This is a genomic window from Sphingomonas bacterium (genome assembly GCF_903642285.1).
In the GTDB taxonomy this organism is placed as follows: domain Bacteria; phylum Pseudomonadota; class Alphaproteobacteria; order Sphingomonadales; family Sphingomonadaceae; genus Sphingomonas.
Genome location: NZ_CAHJWJ010000009.1, coordinates 48,162 through 71,386, shown reverse-complemented (window position 1 = coordinate 71,386; position 23,225 = coordinate 48,162). Strand labels below are relative to the sequence as shown.

Here is a 23,225-nt window from a genome sequence, read left to right as displayed (position 1 = left end):
GGTACCGTATCAGCTTCGTTTAGAAGAAACAGTGTTTTCTTGGAAGCGCGGGATGGCCCGAAACGCTCCGTCATTCCACCGGGCGGGCCACTTTACCGAAGATGCGGTACGGTCTAAGCGAGCCCTCGACATACGAAAATCCTGGCATGGAGAGACCCGGTGGATTTCACGCTGAGCGAACGCGAGACCTATTTCCGTGACCGGGTGAAGGAATTCATCGATACCAATATCCGCCCCCGCCAGGCCGAGTATGACGCGCAGCATCACGAGGGCGATCGCTGGAAGGTGATCCCCGTGATCGAGGAGGTCAAGGCCAAGGCCAAGACGGCCGGCCTGTGGAATTTCTTCATGCCGCCGCACTCGGGCCAGACGCATGTCGACGACAGTTTCGCGTTCGAAGGCACGCAGCTCACCAACCTCGAATATGCCCTGTGCGCCGAGGAGATGGGCAAGGTCGGCTGGGCGAGCGAATGCTTCAACTGCTCCGCGCCGGACACGGGCAACATGGAGGTGTTTCACCGTTACGGCACGCGCGAGCAGAAGGAGCGGTGGCTGAAGCCGCTGATGGAAGGGACGATCCGCTCCGCCTTCCTGATGACCGAGCCGGCGGTCGCATCGTCCGACGCGACCAACATCGAAACGTCGATCGTCCGCGACGGCGATGACTATGTCATCAACGGCACCAAATGGTGGTCGTCGGGCGTCGGCGATCCGCGCTGCCGGATCGCGATCACGATGGGCAAGACCAGCTTCGAAGGCTCGCGTCACCAGCAGCAATCGCAGGTGCTGGTACCGCTCGATACGCCCGGCGTCACGATCAAGCGGATGCTTTCGGTCTACGGGTATGATCACGCGCCGCACGGGCACGGCGAGGTCGTGCTGGAGAATGTCCGCGTGCCCGTCGAGAACGTCCTGCTCGGCGAAGGCCGTGGCTTCGAGATCGCGCAGGGTCGGCTCGGGCCGGGGCGCATCCATCACTGCATGCGCACGATCGGCGTCGCGGAGACCGCGATCGAGGCGATGGCCAAGCGGCTGCTGAGCCGCACCGCATTCGGCAAGCGGATCGCCGACTTCTCGGTCTGGGAAGAGCGCATCGCGACCGCGCGGATCGATATCGAGATGACCCGGCTGCTATGCCTGAAGGCCGCGGACATGATGGATCGGGCCGGCAACAAGGCGGCACAGCTCGAGATCTCGATGATCAAGGTGCAGGCGCCCAACATGGCGCTGCGAATCCTCGACGACGCGATCCAGGCGCATGGCGGCGGCGGCGTATCGGGCGATTTCCGCCTGGCGCACGACTGGGCCGCGATGCGCACGCTTCGCTTCGCCGACGGCCCGGACGAGGTCCACAACCGATCGATCGCACGCAATGAATTCGGCAAGCACGGCGCGCGCAACAGCGACCGGGTGTCGAGCGGGGATGTGGGCGTCAGCCGGTAGTTAACAGACTGTCCTCGCCCTTCGCCGCCTTCGGCGTCTTTTGCCTCTCCCAGCGGGAGCGAAAGGGTGAGGGCAGGATCAACGAAAGTGGAACAACGTGAAAGCCGCCGTCCTCTTCGAAGCCAAGACGCCCCTCAGCATCGAGGACGTGGCCATCGACAAGCCCGCCGCACACGAGGTGCTGATCCGCACCGTCGCCTGCGGCGTGTGCCGCAGCGATTTGCATTTCGTCGACGGCACCTATCCGCACGCGCTGCCCGGCATCCCGGGCCACGAGGCGGCGGGCGTCGTCGAGGCGGTCGGGGGCGAGGTGTCGACGGTGAAGGTCGGCGATCACGTCGTCACCTGCCTGTCCGCCTTTTGCGGCCACTGCGAATTCTGCGTCACCGGCCGCATGTCTTTGTGCATCAGCTCCGGCGTCAAGCGGCCCAAGGGGTCGGCACCGCGGCTGATGCTGGGCGACAAGCCGATCGCGCAGATGCTGAACCTCAGCGGCTATGCCGAGATGATGCTGGTCCACGAACATGCCTGCGTCGCGATCGACCGCGACATGCCGATGGACCGCGCGGCGCTCCTCGGCTGTGCGGTCACCACGGGGGCGGGGGCGGTGTTCAACGCCGCCGCGATCGTGCCCGGCGAGACGGTGTGCATCGTCGGCTGCGGCGGCATCGGGCTGGCCGCGGTCAACGCTGCGAAGATCGCGGGCGCGGGCAAGATCATCGCGCTCGATCCCGTCCCCGAGAAGCGGGCGCTGGCCGAGAAGCTGGGTGCGACGCACGCGATCGACGCGCTGTCCGACACCGCCGCGGACGAGGTCGTCGAGATCAGTCGCGGCGGCGTGCATCATTCGATCGAGGCGGTCGGCCGCGCGCCGTCCGCCGCCACCGCGGTCAAGGTGCTGCGCCGCGGTGGCACCGCGACGATCCTCGGGATGATGCCGCTCGGCGAAAAGGTCGGGCTGTCCGCGCTCGACCTGCTGGCGGACAAGAAGCTGCAGGGTGCGCTGATGGGCCGCAACCATTTCCCCGTCGACATCCCGCGGCTGGTGGATTTCTACCTGCGCGGGTTGCTCGATCTCGACACGATCATCGCCGACCGGATGCCGCTCGAACGGATCAACGACGCGTTCGACGAGCTGCGCAAGGGCGACACGACCCGCAGCGTGATCACGTTCTCGTGATGGTGCTCATGCTTGCGTCATCCCGGGCTCGTCCCGGGATCCAGAGCCAGAAACGGCGGCGCTTGTTGCCCTGGATCCCGGGACGAGCCCGGGATGACGAAGGAGGGGTGTCATGACCGGTGAAATCAGGACCATCCCCGCCGAGGGCAAGGATCGGCTCGACGAGGCGAGGCTGAGCGAATGGATGGCGGCCAACGTCGCCGGCTTCACCGGCCCGCTGAGCTATGCGAAGTTCGCCGGTGGCCAGTCGAACCCGACGTACCGGATCGACAGCCCGTCGGGAGCATACGTCCTTCGCCGCAAGCCCTATGGCCCGTTATTGCCGAGTGCGCATGCCGTCGACCGCGAATACCGGCTGATCGCGGGGCTGCATCCGACCGGTTTTCCCGTCGCGCGGCCCTATGGGCTGTGCACCGACGAGCGAGTCATCGGCGCGATGTTCTACGTCATGGGTCTCGCGGACGGGCGCAACCTGTGGGACGGGACGCTGCCGGACTATGCGCCCACGGAACGCACGGCGGTCTATGGGGCGATGTGCGACACGCTCGCCGATCTCCACAATGTCGACTACGCCGCCGCCGGTCTCGGCGACTACGGCAAGCCGGGCAATTACTTCACGCGCCAGGTCGAGCGTTGGACCCGGCAATATCGTGCGTCCGAGACCGAGACGATGCCGGAGGTCGAGCGGCTGATCGATTTCCTGCCGCGCACCGTGCCCGAACAGACGCGCACGTCGATCGTCCACGGCGATTACCGGATCGACAACATGATCTTCGCGAACGCCGAGCCGAAGGTGATCGCGGTCCTCGACTGGGAACTATCCACGCTTGGCGATCCGCTGGCGGATTTCAGCTATTTCCTGATGAGCTGGGTGACCGAGCCCGAGGGCCGGTCGGGGGTGCTCGGCCGCACCGGACCGGCGACCGGGATACCGACGATCGAGGACATGACCCGCCGCTATTGCGCGCGCACCGGGCGCGACGACGTGCCCGACCTCAATTGGTATTTCGCGTTCAACCTCTTCCGGCTGACCGGAATCGTCCAAGGGATCAAGAAGCGGATCGTCGAAGGCACCGCATCCAGCGCCCAGGCGGAGAAGTCCGCAGCGGGGGTGTACCGGCTGGCAGCGGCAAGCTGGGGCTTCGCGGAACTGGCGGGGGCTTGAACCTTCGTGTTCCTGCGAACGCAGGAACCCAGGGTCACGAGCGTCACGCGAATTAACCCTGGGCTCCTGCGTTCGCAGGAGACCGTAGAGTGGAAGATACAGATGTCGCAATTCGACCTGACCGGCAAGGTCGCGATCATCACCGGTTCGACCCGCGGCATCGGCAAGGCCGCGGCGTTCGAGATGGCGGCGCACGGGTCGAAGATCGTCGTCTCAAGCCGCAAGCAGGCCGCGTGCGACGCGGTCGCTGCCGAACTCAACGGCGAATATGGCGACGGGACCGCGATCGCCGTCGCGGCCGGCCTCTCCGACAAGGCGGCGTTGCAGCAGCTCGTCGACGAAACCCGTGCTGCGTTCGGACGGATCGACGTGCTGGTCTGCAACGCCGCATCGAACCCCTATTACGGCCCGCAGGCCGGGATCAGCGACGATCAGTTCCGCAAGGTCCTCGACAACAACATCGTCTCCAACCACTGGCTGATCGCGATGGTCGCGCCCGACATGCGCGAGCGCAAGGACGGATCGATCATCATCGTGTCGTCGATCGGCGGTTTGCGTGGAACAGCGACGATCGGCGCGTACGCGATTTCCAAGGCGGCGGACATGCAACTCGCCCGCAATCTGGCGCATGAATTCGGCGGCGACAATGTCCGCGTGAACTGCATCGCGCCCGGCCTGATCAGGACCGACTTCGCCAAGGCGCTATGGGAGGACGAGAAGGCCGTCGCCGCGCGCAACCGCGCCACGCCGCTCGGCCGGATCGGCGAACCACACGAAATCGCCGGCGCGGTCGTGTTCCTGGCGTCCGCGGCAAGCAGTTACATGACCGGACAGACGATCGTCGTCGATGGCGGAGTGACGATCTGATGCCACAGGAGAGTCGCATGCGCTTCACCGATAAATCGATCGTCGTGACCGGGGCGGGCTCGGGCATCGGTCGTGCCGCCGCCCGGCAGTTCGCGGCCGAGGGCGGCATGGTCGTCGCCGCGGACCGGACCGAAGGGGCGGACGAGACCGTCCGGATGATCGCCGACGCGGGCGGCACCGCGGTCGCGATCCGGATCGATGCGGGGGCCGAGCAAGACGTGGCGCGCGCGGTCGCTCTGGCCGGGGAGCAGTTCGGCGGCCTCGACATCATGTTCGCGAACGCGGGTATTTCGGGGGGCATGGCGAACATCTTCGATACCGACGTCGCGCTCATCACCGAGGTGTTGCGGGTGAATTTGATCGGACCATTCCTGGCGATCAAGCACGCCGCGCCCGAGATCGCCAAACGGGGGGGCGGCGCGATCGTCCTGACCGCGTCCGTCGCAGGCATCCGGTCCGGTGCCGGCTCCCCGGCCTATTCGGCGTCCAAGGCCGGCGTCATCAATCTCGCGCAGGTCTCCGCGCAGCAATTGTCGGGATCGAACGTCCGCGTCAACGCGATCTGCCCCGGTCTGACCGAGACGGGGATGACCAAACCGACCTTCGATTACGCGCGCGACGCGGGCAAGATGGACCGGGTCGGCCGCCTCAACCCGCTTCGCCGCGGTGCGCAGCCCGAGGAACTGGCGGAAGTCGCACTGTTCCTCGCGTCCGATGCGGCAAGCTATGTCAACGGTCAGGCGATCGCGGTGGATGGCGGGCTGTCTTCGAGCCATCCGGTGACGAAGCAGGAGTACGGGCGAACGGCGGTGTAGCGCGTGTTCTCCTGCAAACGCAGGAGCCCAGGATCACGAGCGTGACGCGCGCCGCTCCGGGTTGCTGCGTTCGCAGGAACACGGGATTACTCCCGCAACCTGATCAGCCCCTCCTGCGCGACGCTCGCCACCAGCCGCCCGTCCGCGGCGAACACCTGCCCCCGGTTGAACCCGCGCGCATGCCCCGCCCAGGGGCTGTCGGTGGCGTAGAGCAGCCATTCGTCCGCGCGGAACGGCTCGTGCAGCCAGATCGCATGATCGAGGCTCGCGGTCTGCAGATTGTCGGTCAGCCAGTGGACGCCGTGCTCCAGCGTACAGGTCCCCAGCAGCGTCATGTCCGACGCATAGGCCAGGATGGCGCGGTGGAGCGCGGGATCGTCGCCGACGGGCGCGCAGATGCGGAACCAGCTATATTGCGGCTGCTGCTGCTTCGTGTCGCCGAACCAACTGCGCGGCGAGACCGGCCGAATGTCGATAGGCCGCGGGCGAAGCATGAAAGCGCGGTATCGTTCGGGCACGCGGTCGATCACGTCCAGCCGCAATTCGCGTTCGGATTTGAGCGATTCCGGACCCGGTACGTCGGGCATCGCGTCCTGATGATGCAGGCCGTCCTCCGGGGGCTGGAACGACGCGGTCATGTTGAGGATCGGCACGCCGCCTTGCATCGCGATCACGCGCCGGTTGGCGAAGCTGCGCCCGTCGAAATCGCGCACCACGCGGTAGATGATCGGGTGCGCCTCGTCGCCGGGCCGGACGAAATAGGCGTGAAGCGAATGCGCGGTCTTGGGCTCCCCGACGGAGCGCTGCGCCGCCTGCAGCGCCTGCCCGATGACCTGCCCACCGAATACGCGCCCGGCCCCGCCCGGCTGGCGCGCGCCGCGGTAGAGGTCGGTGTCGATCTCCTCGACGTCGAGGAGGTCGACGAGGCCCTGGGCGAGGGATGCGGGGGCGGGGTCGGTCATATCAAGCCTCCATTCCTCCCCGTGCCGGGGAGGATTGTTCAGTTCAATACCCCGCCGCGACTGCCAGCCGGTCGGCATGGAAGTTCGCGTCGCCGAACATCTCCGCCAGCACCCGCGCGCGCTTCATGAAGAAGCCGATGTCGTATTCGTCGGTCATGCCGATGCCGCCATGCATCTGCACGCCCTCCTGCACCGACAGCGTGGTCGCGAGCGCGGTCATCGCCTTCGCGACCGAGACCGCGGCGTCGGCCGTGTCCGATCCGGCGTCCAGCAGCTGCTGCGCCTTCAGCACCGCCGCGCGCGCGACCTCCATTTCGCTGTAGAGATGCGCGGCGCGGTGCTGAAGCGCCTGGAAGCTGCCGATCAGCGTACCGAACTGCTTTCGTTGCTTGAGATAGCCGACGGTCATGTCCATCGCGCCGCCGCCGACGCCGAGCAGTTCCGCCGATGCGCCGGTCCGCCCCGCGCGCAGCAGCCGGTCCAGGACTGCGCGACCCGAATCGACCTCGCCGATCACCGCATCGGCATCCAGTTCCACGCCCTCCAGCGTCAGCCGCGCGGCGATGCTCGAATCGGCGAGCCGTTCGGGCGTCGCGGTCAATCCGGCCGCATCCTTCTCGACCGCGAACAGCGTGATCCCGTCCGTATCGCTCGCCGATCCGGCGGTCCGTGCGGCGACGATCAACAGGTCGGCGACATGCCCATGCGTCACGAACTGCTTGGTGCCGGTCAGTCTGAAGCCATTGCCCGACCGCTCCGCCTTCATCGCGACGCTGTCGCGGTGCTTGGCCCCCTCGTCGATCGCCAGCGCGGCGACGGTATCGCCCGCAACGATCCCGGGAAACCAGCGATCCGCCGCCGCGGTGCCCTTCAGCGCCGCGACCGTCGCCACTGCCGTCGTCAGGAACGGGGAGGGCGACAGGTTGCGCCCGATTTCCTCCAGCACCACGCCCGCCTCGACATGCCCCATGCCGAGCCCGCCCTGGTCCTCGCCGACCAGGATGCCGGTAAAGCCCATTTCCGCGAACTGCTTCCATAAGTCGCGGCTGAAGCCGGTCGGGTCCTTGTCGTCGCGCAGTTTGCGCATGTGGCTGACGGGGGCCGCGTCGGCGACGAAGTCACGGATCGTATCCTGGAGGGCGGTCTGGTCTTCGGTCAGATACAGTGGCATTTCATCTTCTCGTCATCCCGGCCTCGTGCCGGGATCCAGGGTTCCGGGCGTGGCGCTGTTTGCTCTGGACCCCGGCACAAGGCCGGGGTGACGGTGGGGACTGGTTTACGCCCCAGGCAATTCCAGGATCCGCTTGGCGATGATGTTCAGCTGAACCTCGCTCGTCCCGCCCTCGATCGAATTCGCCTTCGTCCGCAGCCAGGCGCGCGCATCGCGACCGCCATCCGAGCCATCGCTTTCCCATTCCAGCGAGTCCGATCCGCCCGCCGCCATCATCAGTTCGTATCGGCTCTTGTTCAATTCGGTACCGTAATATTTCATCATGCTCGGCTGCGCGGGGTGTGCCTGGCCCGCCTTCAACTGGTCGATGAAGCGTTCCGACATCGCCCCGAACGCCTTCGCCCGCACTTCGAACAAAGCGATCGCGCCGCGCAGCAGAGGGTCGGCAAGACGGCCATCATGATCGAGACCCACCGTCGCCAGCGCACCCTCGATCAGCGGATTGCCGCTCGACGAAGCCAGCCCCATGCCGGAGATCATCTCGCGCTCATGGCCGAGCAGGTATTTCGCGACGTCCCAGCCCTTGTTCTCTTCGTGCACGCGCTGGTTTTTGGGCACCTTCACGTCATCGAAGAACGTTTCGCAGAACGGCGAATAGCCCGATATCAACAGGATCGGCTTGGTCGAGACGCCGGGGGAGGCCATGTCGAACAGCACGAAACTGATTCCGCCCTGCTTCGATTCCTTGCTGGTGCGGACCAGGCAGAAGATCCAGTCGGCCTTGTCGGCGTAACTGGTCCACACCTTCTGGCCGTTGATGACGTAGTGATCGCCCGCATCGTCCGCCGATGTCGCCAGGCCGGCGAGATCGGAGCCCGCATTGGGTTCGCTATAGCCCTGGCACCAGCGGATCTCGCCGCGCGCGATCTTGGGCAGGTGGTCCAGCTTCTGCGCTTCGGTGCCGTATTTCAGGAGCGCCGGCCCGAGCATCGAGATGCCGAACGAATTGAGCGGATTGCGCGCGCGGATCGCCGCCATCTCCTCGCGCAGGACCTTGGTCTGCGCGGGGGTCAGGCCGCCGCCGCCATAGGTCGTCGGCCAATCGGGGACCGTCCAGCCGCGTTCACCCATCACCTTCAGCCATGCCGCCTGGGGCGGATTGGCGGCGGGATCGTAGCTGCGGCCGCCCCAACAGGCATCCTTGTCGCTGCGCAGCGGCTCGCGCATTTCGGGCGGGCAATTGTCCGCCAGCCAGGCGCGTGTTTCGGTGCGGAACTGGTCGATGCTGATGTCGGTCATTCTACTCTCCCGTCATGCCGGGCTTGTCCCGGCATCTAGAGCCACAGACGTCGCGCTTGGGGCTCTGGACCCCGGCACGAGGCCGGGGTGACGCAGGGGACCCGACGTCGTCACTTGATCGTCCCATCCCGCAGACTCTCCGCGACCGCGAAGCCGTGCTTCTCGAGCCCTGCGACGACCTTGTCGTATCCCTCGCTCTGCGCCCAGAACATCGGGCCGCCGCGATAGACCGGCCAGCCATAGCCGTAGATCCACACGACATCGACGTCCGACGCGCGCTGCGCCTTGCCTTCTTCCAGGATCAGCGCGCCTTCGTTGACCATCGGGTATAACGTGCGCTCGACGATCTCCTGATCGGTGATCTCGTGCTGCGGCGTGCCGGTCTTCGCGCGGAAATCCGCGACGATCTCGGCGACGCGCGGCGAAGGTGTCGGCTGACGCTTCTCGTCGTAATCGTAGAACCCCTTCCCCGTTTTCTGCCCCCAGCGTCCCTCGGCGGCGAGCGCGTCGCGGATGCTTTCGATCCGGGTCGGGTCGCGGTGCCAGCCGATATCGACGCCGGCGAGATCGCTCATCTGGAACGGCCCCATCGGCATCCCGAACGCGACATGGACCTTGTCGATCTGTTCGGGCGTGGCACCCTCCATCAGCAGCTTCATCGCCTCGACCTGGCGCGGCATCAGCATGCGGTTGCCGATGAAGCCGTAGGTGACACCGGCTACCACCGCGACCTTCTTGATCTTTTTCGCCAGCGCCATGACGGTCGCCAGCACGTCGGGTCCGGTCTTCTCGCCGCGGACCACTTCGAGCAGTTTCATGACGTTGGCGGGCGAGAAGAAATGCATGCCGACCACGTCTTCGGGACGCTTGGTGCAGGCGGCGATCTCGTCGACGTTCAGATACGACGTGTTCGACGCCAGGATCGCGCCCGGCTTGCATAGCGTGTCGAGCTTCGTGAAGATGTCCTTCTTGACGTCCATATTCTCGTACACCGCCTCGATGACGAGGTCGCATTCCGCGAGCGCGGCGAAATCGAGCGTCGGCGTCAGCGCGCCCATCGCGGCCTCGACCTGTTCGGGCTTCATCCGGCCCTTCGCCGCGGTCGCCTCGTAATTCTTGCGGATGACGCCCGCACCGCGATCGAGCGCCTCCTGCTGCATCTCGACGATCGTCACCGGGACCCCCGCCGACAAGAAGTTCATCGCGATACCGCCGCCCATCGTGCCGGCACCGATCACGCCGACCTTGTTGATCGGGCGAAGCTTCACGTCGGTCGGCACGTCGTCGACCTTCGCGGCCTGGCGCTCGGCGAAGAACAGATGGCGCTGCGCCGCGGACTGGGTGCCCGACATCAGCCGCATGAATTCCGACCGCTCGAACGCGATGCCGTCGGCGAAGCTCGATCCGTCCGCCGCCTTCTCGACACAGGCGATGTTCGCGGCGGGTGCCTCGAATCCGCGGAAGCGGCGGGCGTTCTCCTTCCTGAACGCGGCGACGGCGTCGGGGTCGGGCTTCGCGATTTTCTCCGACGCGCGGGGCAGGGGGCGGTGCTCCGCCATCTCGCGCGCGAAGGCGATGGCATCCTCGGCCAGCGTATCCTCGCCGACGATCCTGTCCACCAGCCCGGCGTCGAGCGCCTTCTTCGCGGAGATCGGATCACCCTTCGCGGTCATTTCCAGCGCGAGCGCGACGCCGGCGATCCGTGGGATACGCTGCGTGCCGCCCGCGCCGGGCAGCAGGCCGAGCTTCACTTCGGGCGTGCCGATCTTCGCCGACGGGGTTGCGACACGGTAATGGCAGCCGAGCGTGACCTCGCATCCGCCGCCCAGCGCGGTGCCGTGGATCGCCGCGACGACCGGCTTTGACGACGCTTCGATCATGTCGACGACGGTCGGCAAGCCCGGCTCCTGCATCGGCTTGCCGAATTCGGTGATGTCAGCGCCGGCGAAGAACGTGCGACCGTCGCAGCGGATGACCATCGCAGCGATGGCGTCGTCGTCCAGACCTTCGGTGATCGCAGCCGCCAGTCCCTGACGGACAGCCGCGCCGAGCGCGTTGACGGGCGGGTTGTCGGATATGATGACCATGACGTCGTCATGGCGTTCGGTGCGGATCGGGCTGGTCATGGTATTGCTCCTGATAGATTCCGTCATGCCGGGCTCGTCCCGGCATCCAGAGCCACAAGGCGGATCGTCAGCGACTCTGGATCCCGGGACGAGCCCGGGATGACGAAGCAAGACTAATTCAGTGCGGCGTAGATCATCGTCTTCAGTTCGCGACGGATCGGGTAAAGCGTGCTCGGCGACAATTGCGTCATGAAGACCATCGACACCTGCTCGACCGGATCGACGAAGAACGCGGTCGAGAACATGCCGCCCCAATAATATTCGCCGACCGATCCGGGCACCATCGACCGCGCCGGATCGATCGTGACCGCGAAACCGAGGCCGAAACCGGTGCCGGCATTGGTGGTCTCGCTGAACAGCGATTTGGACAGGCTCGCCAGATCGCCGCCGCCGGGCAAATGATTCTGCGTCATAAGCTCCAGCGTCTTGCGACCGATCAGCCGTACGCCGTCCAGCGTCCCGCCGCCAAGGCACATCCGGCAGAAACGGTGGTAATCCAGCGCGCTCGACACCAGCCCGCCGCCGCCCGAAAGCATTTTCGGCTGGCGGCTCCAGATGCTCTCCGCACCGCGGTCGTAAATCACGCGGCCCTTTGCCGGATCGAACGTCCAGCAATCGGTCAACCGGTCGATCTTGTCCGGCGGCACCGCAAAGAACGTGTCGTCCATGCCGAGCGGGGCGAAGATGCGCGTGCGGAAGAAATCGTCGAGCGCCTGCCCCGAAACGCGTTCGACCACCGCGCCGAGCACATCGGTCGACACCGAGTAATTCCACGCCGTGCCCGGCGAGAATTCGAGCGGGATATCGGCTAGCGCGGCGACCAGTCCCTGCAAGTCGAGCTGGCCATGCCAGCTTTCGATCCGTCCCGTCCGGTACGCGGCATCGATGTTCGACCGGTTCTGGAAGCTGTACGTCAGCCCCGAGGTATGCCGCAGCAGGTCGGCCATCCGCATCGGTTCGGTGGTCGGCTTCGTCCGGAACGGTACCCCCGCGCCACCGCCATCGTAGACGCCAATGCCCTTCAGCTCGGGCAGGACATGGTGCACCGGCGTGTCGAGCGCAACCTTGCCCTCCTCCACCAACATCATGAATGCGATCGAGGTGATCGGCTTGGTCATCGACGCGATCCGGAACAGCGACGATTCGTCGATCGTCGCGCCGCCGCCCTTCGAATCCGTCGCACGGCCTGCGCCCTGGTGTGAGAAATGCGCGATCTCGCCGCTTTGTGCGACCAGCAATTGCGCATGGGGCAGCAGTCCGCTGTCGAGATAGCGTGCCTTCACGAACGCATCGATCGCCGCCAGCCGACCGGCATCGAACCCGCGGGTGGGGGAGGTGGTCGTCGTCACGCGCTGATCCATACCCTCGTTTCTAACCGTGTCGCCCCTATTGCCTTGAGCGCGCCCTGAATCAACACTAACCTCGCCATAAATCGACGTCGGGGCAAACCCGACCTTCAAGTTCGGAGATGTATGCGTGAATGATGACCCGATCGTCGCGATCGATCCGGAGTGGCCCGCCATGTCGATGGACGCCGCTCGCACGGCGCTGACCGCGCCGGGCGCGAAGTTCGAAATGGAGACGGTCGCCATCCGCGGCGTGCCGACCCGGGTGTGGAAGAACGCGCCGCCTTCGCTCGCCTGGCTCGCGACCGCGGCACGCGCGCATGGCGATCGGCTGTTCACCATCCTGGACGACGAGCGCGTCACCTATGAGGCGAATTACCGCGCCACCGCGGCCTTTGCCGAACATCTGCTGTCATTGGACGTCCGGCGCGGCGACCGCGTCGCGCTGGCGATGCGCAACCTGCCCGAATGGCCCGTCATATTCTTCGCCGCGGCCAGCCTCGGCGCGATCGTCGTGCCGCTCAACGCGTGGTGGACGGGGGCGGAGCTGGAATATGGCTTGTCCGACTCCGGCGCATCGGTGCTGGTCGTCGACGACGAGCGCCATACGCGCCTGGCGCCGCATTATCCCGCGTTGCCCGGACTGCGTCACATCATCGTCAGCCGTGCCTCGACCGCGGTGGGGGAGGGGGCCCTCCGACTGGAGGATTCGATCGGGACCCCGCACGACTGGGCGCGCCTGCCCGATCGAGCGATCCCCACCGCCGCGATCGCGCCCGACGATCCGGCGACGATCTTCTACACCAGCGGTACGACCGGCGCGCCGAAGGGAGCGCTCGGCACGCACCGCAACCTGATGACCAATATCCTGTCGTCGGGCTATGCCTCGGCACGCGCGGCGCTGCGGCGCGGGGTCGTGCCGCCGGAGCCGACACCGCGCACCGCGCTGACCGTCATTCCGCTGTTCCACGTCACGGCCTGTTCGTCGGCGATGATGGGGACGATCGCGACCGGCGGATCGATGGTCTTCATGCGCCGCTGGGACACGGTCCGCGCGATGGAACTGATCGAGCGGGAGAAGGTGAACGTCACCGGCGGCGTGCCGACGATCGCGTGGCAGTTGCTCGAACATCCCGACCGCGCGAACTACGATCTCTCCAGCCTCGACTCGATCGCCTATGGCGGTGCGCCGTCCGCGCCCGAACTGGTGCGACGTATCCATGCCGAATTCGGCGCGCTGCCGACGAATGGCTGGGGCATGACCGAGACGATGGCGACGGTGACGAGCAACGTCGCGGAGGATTATCTCAACCGACCGTCGAGCGCCGGGGCCGCGGTCGCGGTCGCGGACCTGAAGATCGTCGGCGAGGATGGCGTCGGCGAAGTGCCGCCCGGCGACATCGGCGAATTATGGGCGCGGGGCCCGATGATCGTCGCCGGCTATTGGAACAAGCCCGAAGCGACCGCGGCGACCTTCATCGACGGCTGGGTCCGCACCGGCGATCTGGCAACGATCGACGACGAGGGTTTCTGCACCATCGTCGACCGCGCGAAGGACATCGTGATCCGCGGCGGCGAGAATATCTATTCGATCGAAGTCGAAAACGCCCTCTACGCGCACCCCGCCGTCACCGACTGCGCGCTGATCGGCCTGGCTCACCGCACCTTGGGCGAGGAACCCGCCGCGGTCGTCCATCTGGCACCCGGCGAGCACGCGACCGAGTCGGAATTGCAGGCGTGGGTGCGCGAGCGGCTTGCCGGGTTCAAGGTCCCGGTGGCGATTCGGTTCGTCGAGGCGACGCTGCCGCGCAACGCGAACGGGAAGATCCTGAAAAAGGACTTGAAGGCGTTGTTCGACCAGCGGGTGGGGGTGGCGGCTTAGACGACCGCTCCCCGGTCGGACACGGGACCGCCCGCTCGCCGTGCGACTCAAATCAACCGACGCAGTCGCCGATGCAGATAATTCTCATCGAAACCCGCGATTTGGACGAGCCTGACCGGATTCGATATCGTGACGCTGCCGCGGTTCACCGCCATCGCTCCCGCCAGCCGCAGTTCCTTGAGCACGCGATTGATATGGACCGCGGTCATGCCGAGCGCATCGGCGAGGATGATCTGGGATATCGGCAGATCGAACGACTCGCCCGTCGTCATGCCGACATTGTGCGCGCGCAGGTACAATTCGCAGATCAGATGCGCCACGCGCTGGGGGGAGGTGCGGCGGCCGATGCTGACGATCCAGGCGCGCATGACGCCTTCGTCGACCAGCTGGGCGATGTACATCGCACGTGCGATGTTTGGATGGTTGTCCATCAGCGCATCGATCTCGGACCGGGATATGGTGGCGACGCGCGCGGCGGTAATGGTCTGTATGCTGTGATCCATTTCCGCCAGCAGCTTGATGTGCAAGTCGCAGGCGTCGCCCGGCATCAGGAACGCGACGATCTGCCGCGTTCCCGTCGGCAGGATCTTGTATCGGCAGACCCATCCCTCCAGCACCACGAACATCGGCCCGGGCTCGTCGCCTTCCCGTATCAGATCCTGCCTTGCAGCGTATCGTCGAGGCCGCGCCGTGGCCGCTTCGAGCGCCGCCACGTCATTGGGGCTCAGTTCGGCTAAGCCGCTCAATTTCTGGACGAACTGATTGCTCATGCGCGACGGTTTTACCGATGATGGCGAACTCGTAATATAACAAATCTTATTGTTCATTGTTATTATAGATTGTGGTCGTCGAAAATCGGACGGGGTATTGGAGGTTTGTCGACCCGGTTCCCCGGGCGTCGCGAGTTGAGCGTGGATACGCGCTCTTGCCGCCAACGAGGCGTTTTATGACCACGAATGACAATGATCCGACGACGCGGAACAGTTTGCAACCTTCCGGCGATCCCCATGGCCTTGCCGCGCTATTGCTGGTCGAAAGCCTGATCCATGGACTGTGCGAGACATCGACGTTGAGCACGGGCGAGGCGGTCGACATCGTCGAGCGAGCCGTCAGCGTGCAATTCGATCAGGCGGAGGAGGCGAATGGCGACGCGACGTCGCTTTGGCGGTCGCATGGGCTGCTGTCGTCGATAGCAGCATCGTTGGCGACCGACGGCGGCGGCTCGCCGACACCCCCAAGTTTGGTGAGGTAGGCCACGGCGTAGGAGGCGGTCTTATCGGGAATGGACGGGGCTGCCTAACCCCCGACCGCGGCCCCGACCGCTGCGGCCCAGCCCGTCAGTCGCGTGTGCCGCGCGTCTGCGCCCAGTTGGGGCGTGAAGTTCTCAACCGTGCCGCGCATCGCCGATGCCTCGGTCAGGTCGGCGAACATCCCGACGCCGACCCCCGCCAGCATCGCTGCGCCTAACGCCGTCGTCTCGGCCATGGCCGGTCGCTCGACCGTCACGCCGAGCATGTCCGCCAGGTCCTGCGCCATCCAGTCGTTCGCCACCATGCCGCCGTCGATGCGCAGCGTCTGCCAGTCCTGGCCGTCCGCGGCGAAGGCGGTCTTCAGGTCGTGCGCCTGGTGCGCCATCGCCTCCAGTGCGGCGCGGACGACATGCGCCTTGCCGGTCGCGAAGCTCAAGCCCGAGATCGCCGCGCGCGCATCCGGCCGCCACCACGGCGCGCCGAGGCCGCTGAGCGCGGGCACGAGGTACACGCCGCCATTGTCCGACACCGACCGGGCCAGCGCATCGGTCTCGCGCACGTCGCCGATCAGCCCCAGCGTATCGCGCAGCCATTTGACGAGGCTGCCCGCGACGAACACCGATCCTTCCAGCGCATAGGCGCGCTCGCCCTTCAGCTGCCACGCGATCGTCGACAGCAGCCGGTGGCGCGAGGTGGGCGGGCTCGCGCCCGCCTGGGTCAGCACGAACGCACCGGTGCCGAACGTCGCCTTGGTTTCGCCCGGCGTCAGGCACGCCTGGCCGATCGTCGCCGCCTGCTGGTCGCCCGCAAGGCCACAGATCGGGATCGCCGCGCCGAACGCGGTCGTCTCGCCGAAGCGGCCGGCGCAATCGACGATCTCGGGCAGCGCGCCGCGCGGCACGTCGAACAGGTCGATCAGTTCGTCGTCCCAGCCGCCCCCGCCGATCGCCATCAGCGTGGTCCGGCTGGCGTTGGTCGCGTCGCTGATGTGGATGCCACCGGTCAATTTCCAGACGAGCCAGCTCTCGATCGTGCCCACCGCAAGCCGATCGCCCGCCGCCGCCAGTTGCGGCCATTCGCGCATCGCCCAGCCGATCTTCGAGCCGGAGAAATACGGGTCGAGCAGCAGCCCGGTCTTCGCCTGTACCGTCGCCTCATGTCCCTCGTCACGAAGCCGCGCACAGATGTCCGCGGTTCGGCGATCCTGCCAGACGATGGCGGGAGCCAGCGGCTCGCCGGTCTCGCGGTCCCAGAAGACGACCGTCTCGCGCTGGTTGGTGATGCCGATCGCCGCGATCCGCGCCGCGCCGCCCGCTTGCGCGACCATCGCCGCGGTGACGCGCAGCGTCTTGCGCCAGATTTCGGCCGCATCATGCTCGACCCAGCCGGGGCGGGGATAAGATTGCGTCAGTTCGGTGGCTTCGCTGGCGTGGCAGCGGCCGTCCCGGTCGAACAGCATGGCGCGCGTCGAGGTCGTGCCTTCGTCGATCACCAGCAGGAATTGGTTCATCCGGCGATGCTAGCCGGGATTGTCGTGGCGGGAAATGCGGATAGGGTGCGGCCATGGCTGATCTGGGCAATTTCGAGGGCAGGCCGCCCGCGGCGGAAACCGATCCCCTGGTCGGCGATAGCATCCTGGGCGTGCCCGCGGGCATGGCCGCCGAGGAGGCGACGCGGATCGCGATGCGTCGCGACCGGCTGCTCGCCGCGCTGACTCTGACCGCCGCGATCGGCTTGCTGCTGGCGACGCCTTTCGCGCTGAAATCGGGGGCGGAGTTCTTCCTGCCGCTGACGATCGCGCTGGTGATTTCGGTTGCCATGGTGCCGATCCTCGAATGGCTGGAGCGGCGTCATGTGCCGTCGCCGCTTGCCGCGATATTCTGCATCCTGGCGTTCCTCATCGTCGCCAACATCGCCATCGCGGCGATCCTGGTGCCGGCGACCGAATTCTTCCGCCTGTTGCCGAACCGGATCGGGCAGATTCAGGACAATCTGAAACCGCTGCTCGATCTGTATTCGCACCTGGAGAAATATCTCAATCGCGCGATCCGCACGGTGGCGTCGGCCCCGATCCGATCGTCGCCGACGGCCGCGGTCGCGCCGCCCAGTTCGATTCTGGAACTCGCCGCGACGTCCGCGCCGACCGTGATCGTGCAATTCGTGTTCGGCGTGCTGATCGTGTTCTTCTTCCTGTCAGGGTGGACGCGGATGCGCCGGCGGACGATCACCGGCCGCACCAGCTTCGACGGCGCGATGGCGACCGCGCGGGTGATCCAGGACATCGTCGACGACGTGTCGGCGTATCTCGGCACGATCACGCTCATCAACATCATCCTCGGCTGCATCACCGGTATCGCGTTGTACTGGGTGGGAATGCCGTATCCGGCGATGTGGGGCGGCATCGTCGCGCTGTTGAACTATGTGCCGTATTTCGGGCCGATCGTCGGGGCGTTTCTGCTCGCGGTCGGCGGACTGATGACGTTCGACGACATCTGGCTCGCGCTGTTGCCGCCGGCGATCATGTACGGGCTGCATCTGGTGGAGGCGAATGCGATCACGCCGTTCGTCGTCGGCCACCGGCTGACGATCAGCCCGCTCCTGATCCTCATCTCGCTCAGTTTCTGGGGCTGGGTCTGGGGAACGGCGGGGGCGCTGCTCGCGGTACCGCTGCTCATCATCGTGCAGACCGTCCTGCAGGCGGCGGGCAAGCCCGACATCGCGGGCTTCCTGTTCGAACATGGCACGCTGGTCCAGCCGTCGCGGGGGCGGAGGCGACCGCGCGGCGAGGAGGACGAAACGCGCGGTTGACAGCCCACCGACCCTCGCATAGGTGCCGCGCCTCACGCTTTCCAAGCGGGTGTAGCTCAGTTGGTTAGAGCGCCGGCCTGTCACGCCGGAGGTCGCGGGTTCGAGCCCCGTCACTCGCGCCAAAGCGTAGCGCGCACGTAAATAGCGAAGCTATTAACGAGACGCGCAAGCTCGGCCGGCGGCGTCAGCCCGTCCGACGACGCGGCTTCGCCGCGGCGCTCTTCGCAGACCTCCTCACCTTCCCCGCACGCCGTCAGACGCAGCGAAGCTGCGCCCTGTGGCACGCTTCGCTGCGCTGGCCGAGCTTGCGACATGCGCGCTGGCTCACGCCAGCCCGTCTCGTCGCTAGCGCTCCATCCACCGCAGCACGGGCTTCAACGGCGCAATCCAGACGATCCCGGCGACCAAATAGAACACCGCCTGCAACACCCAGTGCCACCCCCCAACGATCCCCGACAAGCTCACCACCAACCCGCACCAGACGACGATCAACGCGACGATCGCAAGCGCACCCGCGGGTTTGCGCCAGCTCGGCGTCATGACGGCACCCTATCGAGCATGATCCATTCCTTCTCGGTGGCGACGGCGTGGAGCGGCATGTCCCAGGGATCGACGGCAAGCGCGTCGACTTCCTGCACCGACAGCGCGACGCCGACCCGCCATGCACCGGGATGGCGGGCGAACGCACGGTCGTAATGCCCCGCACCCTGGCCCAGCCGGTTGCCCAGCCGGTCGAACCCGACCAGCGGCGTCAGGACGATGTCGGGCACATGCTCGGTGGCATCGGCGGCGGGCTGATGCAGCCCGAACGGCCCGGCGGCGAGCGCAGCCTCGGTATCCCAGGCCAGAAACCGCAGCGGCGTCGCACGATCGACGACATGCGGCAGCAGGATCGCACATCCCGCCTCAACCGCCGCACGCGCAAGCGGCGACGGGTCCGCTTCGCCGCGGATCGGTATATAGGAGGCAACGGTTAGGCCGGGTGACAGGCGTGCGCGGAAGGCGGAGGGGACGGGGATCGTCGTCTCGATCGCCATGGCGCGGCGCGCGCGCAATTGCACGCGGAGCGTACGCTTATCCGTCATCGGCGAAGCACGCCGCGGCAAAGCCGCGTCGTCGACGCTCGGCTCGCGCCGGGTCCGATCGTGCGGGCGCATCTTGTCGACAGCGCCGCTATCGACATGCGCATCGTGCGGTGGCGGGCCCACCATGGCCGTGTGCCGGGTTATCCACTGACGCACGGTACGTCAGGTGGGGACCATATGCTTTGGACCAGGGTCCTAACAGGGACAGCCCCCTATGGATGATGAATAGCCTCAGGGATAATAAAGGCTCGTACCGGGCAGAACCCGCCGCCACCGACTTAGGATGTCGGCGGGCTTTGCTCAAGGGTCGCCGCGAGCGTTTCGAGACGATCGGCGATCCGGGCCAGCGCCGTCTCGCTGACCGCCGCGCCCTCGGGCGGGCGGGTCAGTGCCTCGTCGAGATCGTCCGCCAGCATCAGCGCGACGAACAGCATCGCGCGTTCGCCGTTCAGCCCCCCCGCCGCGCGCTGCGCCGGCCCCCAGCGTTCGTCGATCATCGCGCCGAGCGTGCGGACGCGGTCCTCCTCGCCGTCGCGGCAGCCGACGATATGCGACCGCCCGCCGATCGACAGTGTCACTTCGGACATCAGCCGGCGCCCCCGCGTGCGATCACGTCGTCAAGCGCGCTGACCGCCTCCGCCATGCGTGCCTTCAGCGCCGCATGACGCCGGGCAAGCGCATCCGATGCATCGGCGCGCGCGCCGATCGCCGCCTCGATTCTTGCAATCGCCGCATCGATACGCGCTGCGGCCGAACTCGTTTGATCCGTCATCGGCACGCGATAGCATGGCACCGGTCCGCTGCAACATGCCAATCGCGACAGGTTGACACGCGCGATCCGCGCCGCGAAGGCAGGCCCGACCGCGAGCGACTCGCGGCGGGATGTGCGTGCGCAGGACGGTGAACGGTCGCTGCTGCGCCGCAGGAAACAGCCTGTAATCAGATAATTGTGGGGTTGTGACGATGACGGTGAAGATTGCGATCAACGGCTTTGGTCGGATCGGCCGCCTGGTCGCGCGCGCGATCCTGGAGCGCGGCGACGGCACGATCGACCTGGTCGCGATCAACGATCTGGCGGATGCGACGTCGAATGCCTGGCTGTTCAGCCGCGACAGCATACATGGCCGCTACCCCGGCGACGTCCATGCCGAGGGCGAGGACCTGGTCGTCGACGGCAAGCATATCCGCGTCACCGCGCAACGCGATCCGGCGAACCTGCCGCACAGGGAACTGGGCGTCGATATCGTCCTGGAATGCACCGGCTTCTTCACCGACAATGTCGCGTGCCGGAAGCATATCGATGCAGGCGCGAAGAAGGTGCTGATCTCCGCGCCGGGCAAGGGCGTCGACCTGACGGTCGTGTTCGGGGTCAATCACGACAAGCTGACCGCGGATCACAATATCGTATCCAACGCGTCGTGCACGACCAATTGCCTGGCGCCTGTCGCCAAGGTGTTGAACGACACGATCGGGATCGAGCGCGGGCTGATGACGACGGTCCACGCCTATACCAACGATCAGAAGATTCTCGACCAGATCCACCCCGATCTGCGCCGCGCACGCGCCGCGGGGATGTCGATGATCCCGACCACGACGGGCGCGGCCCGGGCGGTCGCCGAGGTGCTGCCCGAATTGAAGGGCAAGCTGGACGGTTCCGCGATTCGCGTGCCGGTGCCCGATGTCAGCATGATCGACCTGACCTTCACCCCGTCGCGCGACACGACACGCGAGGAAGTGAACGCAGTGCTGAAGGAGGCGTCGGAAAACGGTCCGCTGAAGGGTATTCTCGGCTATACCGACGAGCCGCTGGTGTCGATCGACCTGATGCACACGCCGCAATCCTCGACGGTGGACAGCCTGGAAACCGCGGTGATCGACGGCAAGCTTGTCCGTGTGCTGAGCTGGTACGACAATGAATGGGGCTTCTCGAACCGCATGGTCGACACCGCGACCGCGATGGCGGCGTTTCTATAGGCGGCGGTGGACGCAGCACACCAACCGTCGCTTCGGGCGAAGTCGAGTATCCTGACGACCGCAGGGACGGTGTCTCGATTGCGACGATGAGATCAGGATCGAGCTATCATGACCAAGGCTTTCAGAACACTGGACGATATGGGTGAGATCCGCGGCCGGCGCGTGCTGGTCCGTGAGGATTTGAACGTGCCGATGGCGGATGGGCACATAACCGACGACACGCGGCTGCGCGCCACCCTGGCGACGATCGGCGAACTGGCCGACCGCGGTGCGATCGTTCTGATCCTCGCGCATTTCGGCCGGCCGAAGGGGCAGCGCGATCCGTCGATGTCGCTTGCGCCCTTGACCGCACCCTATTCGCGCGTGCTCGGCCGACCGGTGCGCTTCGTCGACTGGGACGGCGCGGCCGACGCGGTCGCGACGCTGCGACCGGGCGATATCGCGGTGCTGGAGAATACGCGCTTCTTCGCGGGCGAGGAAACCAACGATCCGGCGACGATCGACCGCTTCGCCGCGCTCGGCGATCTCTACGTCAACGACGCCTTTTCCGCCGCCCACCGTGCGCACGCATCGACCGAAGGGCTGGCGCATCGGCTCCCCGCCTTCGCCGGCCGCGCGATGGAGGCGGAACTGGACGCGCTGGAGAAGGCGCTCGGCGACCCTTCGCATCCCGTTGCGGCCGTCGTCGGCGGCGCGAAGGTGTCGAGCAAACTGGCGGTGCTCGAACATCTCGTCGGGTTGGTCGATCACCTCATCATCGGCGGCGGAATGGCGAACACGTTTCTTGCCGCGCGCGGGGTAAATGTCGGCAAGAGCCTGTGCGAGCATGATCTCGCCGCGACCGCGGAGGACATATTGGCGACCGCGGACCGCGCCGGCTGCACCGTCCATCTGCCCTATGACGTGGTGGTCGCGAAGGAATTCAGGGCCGATCCCCCGACGCGCATCGTCAACGTCTATGAAGTCGCGGCGGACGAGATGATCCTGGATATCGGCCCCGCCGCGGTCGAATCGCTGGCCGACGTTCTGAAGAATTGCCGGACACTGGTTTGGAACGGGCCACTCGGTGCGTTCGAGACGCCGCCGTTCGATACCGCGACGGTTGCCCTCGCGCGGACGGCCGCCGCGCTGACGCAGGACGGCAGCCTGGTGTCGGTCGCTGGCGGCGGCGATACCGTCGCTGCGCTGAACCAGGCGGGGGTCGCCGCAGATTTCACCTTCGTGTCGACCGCGGGGGGCGCGTTCCTGGAATGGATGGAGGGGCGCGACCTCCCCGGCGTCGCTGCGCTCAAGCGCTAGGTGACGGGGGCGGGGGCCGGGACGGGTTCCCGGAGCAGCGGTACGAGCAGCGTGTTCATCGCGTCCAGATCGAACGCGCCCGCCTTCGCGTAACGCACCACGCCCGCGCGGTCGATCACGAAGTTCGTCGGGACCGCATGCATGTCCCCATAGGGCCCCTTCATCCGCCGTGCCGAGGGGATCGCCAGCGCGGCGAAGAGCGGCTTGAGCTGGTACATCGGTAGCGAGTCTTCGGTCGCCACGGCGAACACGCGAAGGCCATGGGGCTTCTGGATACGGTAATAGGCGTCGAGCAAAGGCAACTCACGCTTGCACGGCCCGCACCAGGTCGCCCAGAAATTCAGTACGACGACCTGCCCGCGCAATTCGTCGGACGAGACTTTCGTGCCGTCGATCAGCGTCAGCTCGAACCTGGGCGCGGGCGCACCGATCTTGGGATCCTTCGCCGCGGCACCCACCGACAGGCTCGCCGCCACCGCGAACATCAATGTCGAGATCGTTCGCCGCTTCATCATTTGCTCCCTGTTCCAGCACAGCGAATAGGATTTGCGGC

Annotated in this window: 22 protein-coding genes and 1 tRNA gene; 11 read left to right on the top strand and 12 right to left on the bottom strand. The window is 66.4% G+C overall.

Annotation, left to right across the window (positions count from 1 at the left end):
* Positions 1 to 159: 159 nt before the first annotated feature.
* The 5 genes from HUU99_RS06630 (at position 160) to HUU99_RS06610 (ending at position 5,470) form a co-directional block, all read left to right on the top strand.
* Entirely contained in the window at positions 160 to 1,443 is a 1,284-nt protein-coding gene (locus HUU99_RS06630) for an acyl-CoA dehydrogenase family protein (RefSeq protein ID WP_174285780.1), read from the top strand.
* 97 nt (positions 1,444 to 1,540) lie between these two features.
* Positions 1,541 to 2,623 carry a Zn-dependent alcohol dehydrogenase gene (locus HUU99_RS06625; RefSeq protein WP_174285779.1) on the top strand — a complete coding sequence of 361 codons (1,083 nt, stop codon included), beginning with the start codon at positions 1,541 to 1,543 and terminating at the stop codon, positions 2,621 to 2,623.
* Between the two features lie 112 nt (positions 2,624 to 2,735).
* Positions 2,736 to 3,788: a phosphotransferase family protein gene (locus tag HUU99_RS06620; protein WP_174285778.1), complete on the top strand. Its 1,053-nt coding sequence runs from the start codon at positions 2,736 to 2,738 to the stop codon at positions 3,786 to 3,788.
* 102 nt (positions 3,789 to 3,890) lie between these two features.
* On the top strand, positions 3,891 to 4,655 hold the full coding sequence (locus HUU99_RS06615; protein WP_174285777.1) for an SDR family NAD(P)-dependent oxidoreductase: 765 nt from the start codon (positions 3,891 to 3,893) through the stop codon (positions 4,653 to 4,655).
* Between the two features lie 17 nt (positions 4,656 to 4,672).
* Positions 4,673 to 5,470, top strand: a complete 798-nt coding sequence (locus HUU99_RS06610; protein ID WP_174285776.1) for an SDR family NAD(P)-dependent oxidoreductase — start codon at positions 4,673 to 4,675, stop codon at positions 5,468 to 5,470.
* Positions 5,471 to 5,556: 86 nt separating this feature from the next.
* On the opposite strand, the gene HUU99_RS06605 is transcribed toward HUU99_RS06610, so the two are convergent.
* From HUU99_RS06605 to HUU99_RS06585, 5 genes are all read right to left on the bottom strand, one after another.
* On the bottom strand, positions 5,557 to 6,432 hold the full coding sequence (locus HUU99_RS06605; RefSeq protein WP_174285775.1) for an acyl-CoA thioesterase: 876 nt from the start codon (positions 6,430 to 6,432) through the stop codon (positions 5,557 to 5,559).
* 43 nt (positions 6,433 to 6,475) lie between these two features.
* Positions 6,476 to 7,603, bottom strand: coding sequence for an acyl-CoA dehydrogenase family protein (locus HUU99_RS06600; RefSeq protein WP_174285774.1), 1,128 nt, complete (start codon positions 7,601 to 7,603; stop codon positions 6,476 to 6,478).
* 105 nt (positions 7,604 to 7,708) lie between these two features.
* A complete protein-coding gene (locus tag HUU99_RS06595; RefSeq protein ID WP_174285773.1) occupies positions 7,709 to 8,902 on the bottom strand; it encodes an acyl-CoA dehydrogenase family protein in 1,194 nt (397 codons plus the stop codon).
* Between the two features lie 110 nt (positions 8,903 to 9,012).
* On the bottom strand, positions 9,013 to 11,028 hold the full coding sequence (locus tag HUU99_RS06590) for a 3-hydroxyacyl-CoA dehydrogenase NAD-binding domain-containing protein (protein WP_174285772.1): 2,016 nt from the start codon (positions 11,026 to 11,028) through the stop codon (positions 9,013 to 9,015).
* Between the two features lie 113 nt (positions 11,029 to 11,141).
* Entirely contained in the window at positions 11,142 to 12,377 is a 1,236-nt protein-coding gene (locus HUU99_RS06585; RefSeq protein WP_254602983.1) for a serine hydrolase domain-containing protein, read from the bottom strand.
* Positions 12,378 to 12,549: 172 nt separating this feature from the next.
* Here HUU99_RS06585 and HUU99_RS06580 point away from each other — a divergent pair, with 172 nt between their 5' ends.
* Positions 12,550 to 14,256: a class I adenylate-forming enzyme family protein gene (locus HUU99_RS06580; RefSeq protein ID WP_174285817.1), complete on the top strand. Its 1,707-nt coding sequence runs from the start codon at positions 12,550 to 12,552 to the stop codon at positions 14,254 to 14,256.
* A gap of 47 nt (positions 14,257 to 14,303) precedes the next feature.
* Here the strand turns inward: HUU99_RS06580 and HUU99_RS06575 are convergent, their stop codons facing one another.
* The gene (locus tag HUU99_RS06575) at positions 14,304 to 15,191 is read right to left on the bottom strand and encodes a Crp/Fnr family transcriptional regulator (protein WP_254602981.1); all 888 of its coding nucleotides are present in this window, start codon (positions 15,189 to 15,191) and stop codon (positions 14,304 to 14,306) included.
* An 11-nt stretch (positions 15,192 to 15,202) separates the two neighbouring features.
* Between HUU99_RS06575 and HUU99_RS06570 the strand changes: the two genes are divergently transcribed.
* Complete coding sequence (locus tag HUU99_RS06570) at positions 15,203 to 15,508, top strand: hypothetical protein (protein ID WP_174285770.1); 306 nt, start codon at positions 15,203 to 15,205, stop codon at positions 15,506 to 15,508.
* Positions 15,509 to 15,552: 44 nt separating this feature from the next.
* On the opposite strand, the gene glpK is transcribed toward HUU99_RS06570, so the two are convergent.
* Complete coding sequence (gene glpK / locus HUU99_RS06565) at positions 15,553 to 17,016, bottom strand: glycerol kinase GlpK (protein ID WP_174285769.1); 1,464 nt, start codon at positions 17,014 to 17,016, stop codon at positions 15,553 to 15,555.
* Between the two features lie 143 nt (positions 17,017 to 17,159).
* Here glpK and HUU99_RS06560 point away from each other — a divergent pair, with 143 nt between their 5' ends.
* Together HUU99_RS06560 and HUU99_RS06555 are read left to right on the top strand one after the other, a co-directional pair.
* Positions 17,160 to 18,314 (top strand): AI-2E family transporter, encoded by a 1,155-nt coding sequence (locus HUU99_RS06560; protein WP_174285815.1) that lies wholly within the window; start codon positions 17,160 to 17,162, stop codon positions 18,312 to 18,314.
* 45 nt (positions 18,315 to 18,359) lie between these two features.
* Positions 18,360 to 18,436 (top strand) — tRNA-Asp (locus HUU99_RS06555).
* Between the two features lie 223 nt (positions 18,437 to 18,659).
* On the opposite strand, the gene HUU99_RS06550 is transcribed toward HUU99_RS06555, so the two are convergent.
* The 4 genes from HUU99_RS06550 to HUU99_RS06535 all read right to left on the bottom strand — a co-directional run bounded on the left by HUU99_RS06550 (position 18,660) and on the right by HUU99_RS06535 (position 20,171).
* Positions 18,660 to 18,854, bottom strand: a complete 195-nt coding sequence (locus HUU99_RS06550; RefSeq protein ID WP_174285768.1) for a DUF2842 domain-containing protein — start codon at positions 18,852 to 18,854, stop codon at positions 18,660 to 18,662.
* A complete protein-coding gene (locus HUU99_RS06545) occupies positions 18,851 to 19,399 on the bottom strand; it encodes a 5-formyltetrahydrofolate cyclo-ligase (RefSeq protein ID WP_174285767.1) in 549 nt (182 codons plus the stop codon). The genes HUU99_RS06550 and HUU99_RS06545 overlap by 4 nt, the downstream gene beginning before the upstream one ends.
* 278 nt (positions 19,400 to 19,677) lie before the next feature.
* A complete protein-coding gene (locus HUU99_RS06540) occupies positions 19,678 to 19,986 on the bottom strand; it encodes a cell division protein ZapA (protein ID WP_174285766.1) in 309 nt (102 codons plus the stop codon).
* Positions 19,986 to 20,171 (bottom strand): hypothetical protein, encoded by a 186-nt coding sequence (locus HUU99_RS06535; RefSeq protein WP_174285765.1) that lies wholly within the window; start codon positions 20,169 to 20,171, stop codon positions 19,986 to 19,988. Before HUU99_RS06535 ends, HUU99_RS06540 begins: the two co-directional genes overlap by 1 nt.
* Before the next feature lie 191 nt (positions 20,172 to 20,362).
* On the opposite strand from HUU99_RS06535, the gene gap reads away from it, so the two are divergent.
* On the top strand, positions 20,363 to 21,373 hold the full coding sequence (gap, locus tag HUU99_RS06530; protein WP_174285764.1) for a type I glyceraldehyde-3-phosphate dehydrogenase: 1,011 nt from the start codon (positions 20,363 to 20,365) through the stop codon (positions 21,371 to 21,373).
* A 108-nt stretch (positions 21,374 to 21,481) separates the two neighbouring features.
* Positions 21,482 to 22,672 (top strand): phosphoglycerate kinase, encoded by a 1,191-nt coding sequence (locus HUU99_RS06525; RefSeq protein WP_174285763.1) that lies wholly within the window; start codon positions 21,482 to 21,484, stop codon positions 22,670 to 22,672.
* Here HUU99_RS06525 and HUU99_RS06520 read toward each other — a convergent pair.
* Positions 22,669 to 23,157: a TlpA family protein disulfide reductase gene (locus tag HUU99_RS06520; protein ID WP_375380084.1), complete on the bottom strand. Its 489-nt coding sequence runs from the start codon at positions 23,155 to 23,157 to the stop codon at positions 22,669 to 22,671. The genes HUU99_RS06525 and HUU99_RS06520 overlap by 4 nt on opposite strands.
* Between the last annotated feature and the right edge of the window lie 68 nt (positions 23,158 to 23,225).

What these genes read in the sequence shown, in the direction of transcription:
- HUU99_RS06620 (WP_174285778.1), top strand. Translation starts at nt 2,736, where the DNA reads ATGACCGGTGAAATCAGGACCATCCCCGCCGAGGGCAAGGATCGGCTC.
- HUU99_RS06615 (WP_174285777.1), top strand. Translation starts at nt 3,891, where the DNA reads ATGTCGCAATTCGACCTGACCGGCAAGGTCGCGATCATCACCGGTTCG.
- HUU99_RS06610 (WP_174285776.1), top strand. Translation starts at nt 4,673, where the DNA reads ATGCGCTTCACCGATAAATCGATCGTCGTGACCGGGGCGGGCTCGGGC.
- HUU99_RS06605 (WP_174285775.1), bottom strand. Translation starts at nt 6,432, where the DNA reads ATGACCGACCCCGCCCCCGCATCCCTCGCCCAGGGCCTCGTCGACCTC.
- HUU99_RS06600 (WP_174285774.1), bottom strand. Translation starts at nt 7,603, where the DNA reads ATGCCACTGTATCTGACCGAAGACCAGACCGCCCTCCAGGATACGATC.
- HUU99_RS06595 (WP_174285773.1), bottom strand. Translation starts at nt 8,902, where the DNA reads ATGACCGACATCAGCATCGACCAGTTCCGCACCGAAACACGCGCCTGG.
- HUU99_RS06590 (WP_174285772.1), bottom strand. Translation starts at nt 11,028, where the DNA reads ATGACCAGCCCGATCCGCACCGAACGCCATGACGACGTCATGGTCATC.
- HUU99_RS06580 (WP_174285817.1), top strand. Translation starts at nt 12,550, where the DNA reads ATGTCGATGGACGCCGCTCGCACGGCGCTGACCGCGCCGGGCGCGAAG.
- HUU99_RS06570 (WP_174285770.1), top strand. Translation starts at nt 15,203, where the DNA reads ATGACCACGAATGACAATGATCCGACGACGCGGAACAGTTTGCAACCT.
- glpK (WP_174285769.1), bottom strand. Translation starts at nt 17,016, where the DNA reads ATGAACCAATTCCTGCTGGTGATCGACGAAGGCACGACCTCGACGCGC.
- HUU99_RS06560 (WP_174285815.1), top strand. Translation starts at nt 17,160, where the DNA reads ATGGCCGCCGAGGAGGCGACGCGGATCGCGATGCGTCGCGACCGGCTG.
- HUU99_RS06550 (WP_174285768.1), bottom strand. Translation starts at nt 18,854, where the DNA reads ATGACGCCGAGCTGGCGCAAACCCGCGGGTGCGCTTGCGATCGTCGCG.
- HUU99_RS06545 (WP_174285767.1), bottom strand. Translation starts at nt 19,399, where the DNA reads ATGACGGATAAGCGTACGCTCCGCGTGCAATTGCGCGCGCGCCGCGCC.
- HUU99_RS06540 (WP_174285766.1), bottom strand. Translation starts at nt 19,986, where the DNA reads ATGTCCGAAGTGACACTGTCGATCGGCGGGCGGTCGCATATCGTCGGC.
- HUU99_RS06535 (WP_174285765.1), bottom strand. Translation starts at nt 20,171, where the DNA reads ATGACGGATCAAACGAGTTCGGCCGCAGCGCGTATCGATGCGGCGATT.
- gap (WP_174285764.1), top strand. Translation starts at nt 20,363, where the DNA reads ATGACGGTGAAGATTGCGATCAACGGCTTTGGTCGGATCGGCCGCCTG.
- HUU99_RS06525 (WP_174285763.1), top strand. Translation starts at nt 21,482, where the DNA reads ATGACCAAGGCTTTCAGAACACTGGACGATATGGGTGAGATCCGCGGC.
- HUU99_RS06520 (WP_375380084.1), bottom strand. Translation starts at nt 23,157, where the DNA reads ATGTTCGCGGTGGCGGCGAGCCTGTCGGTGGGTGCCGCGGCGAAGGAT.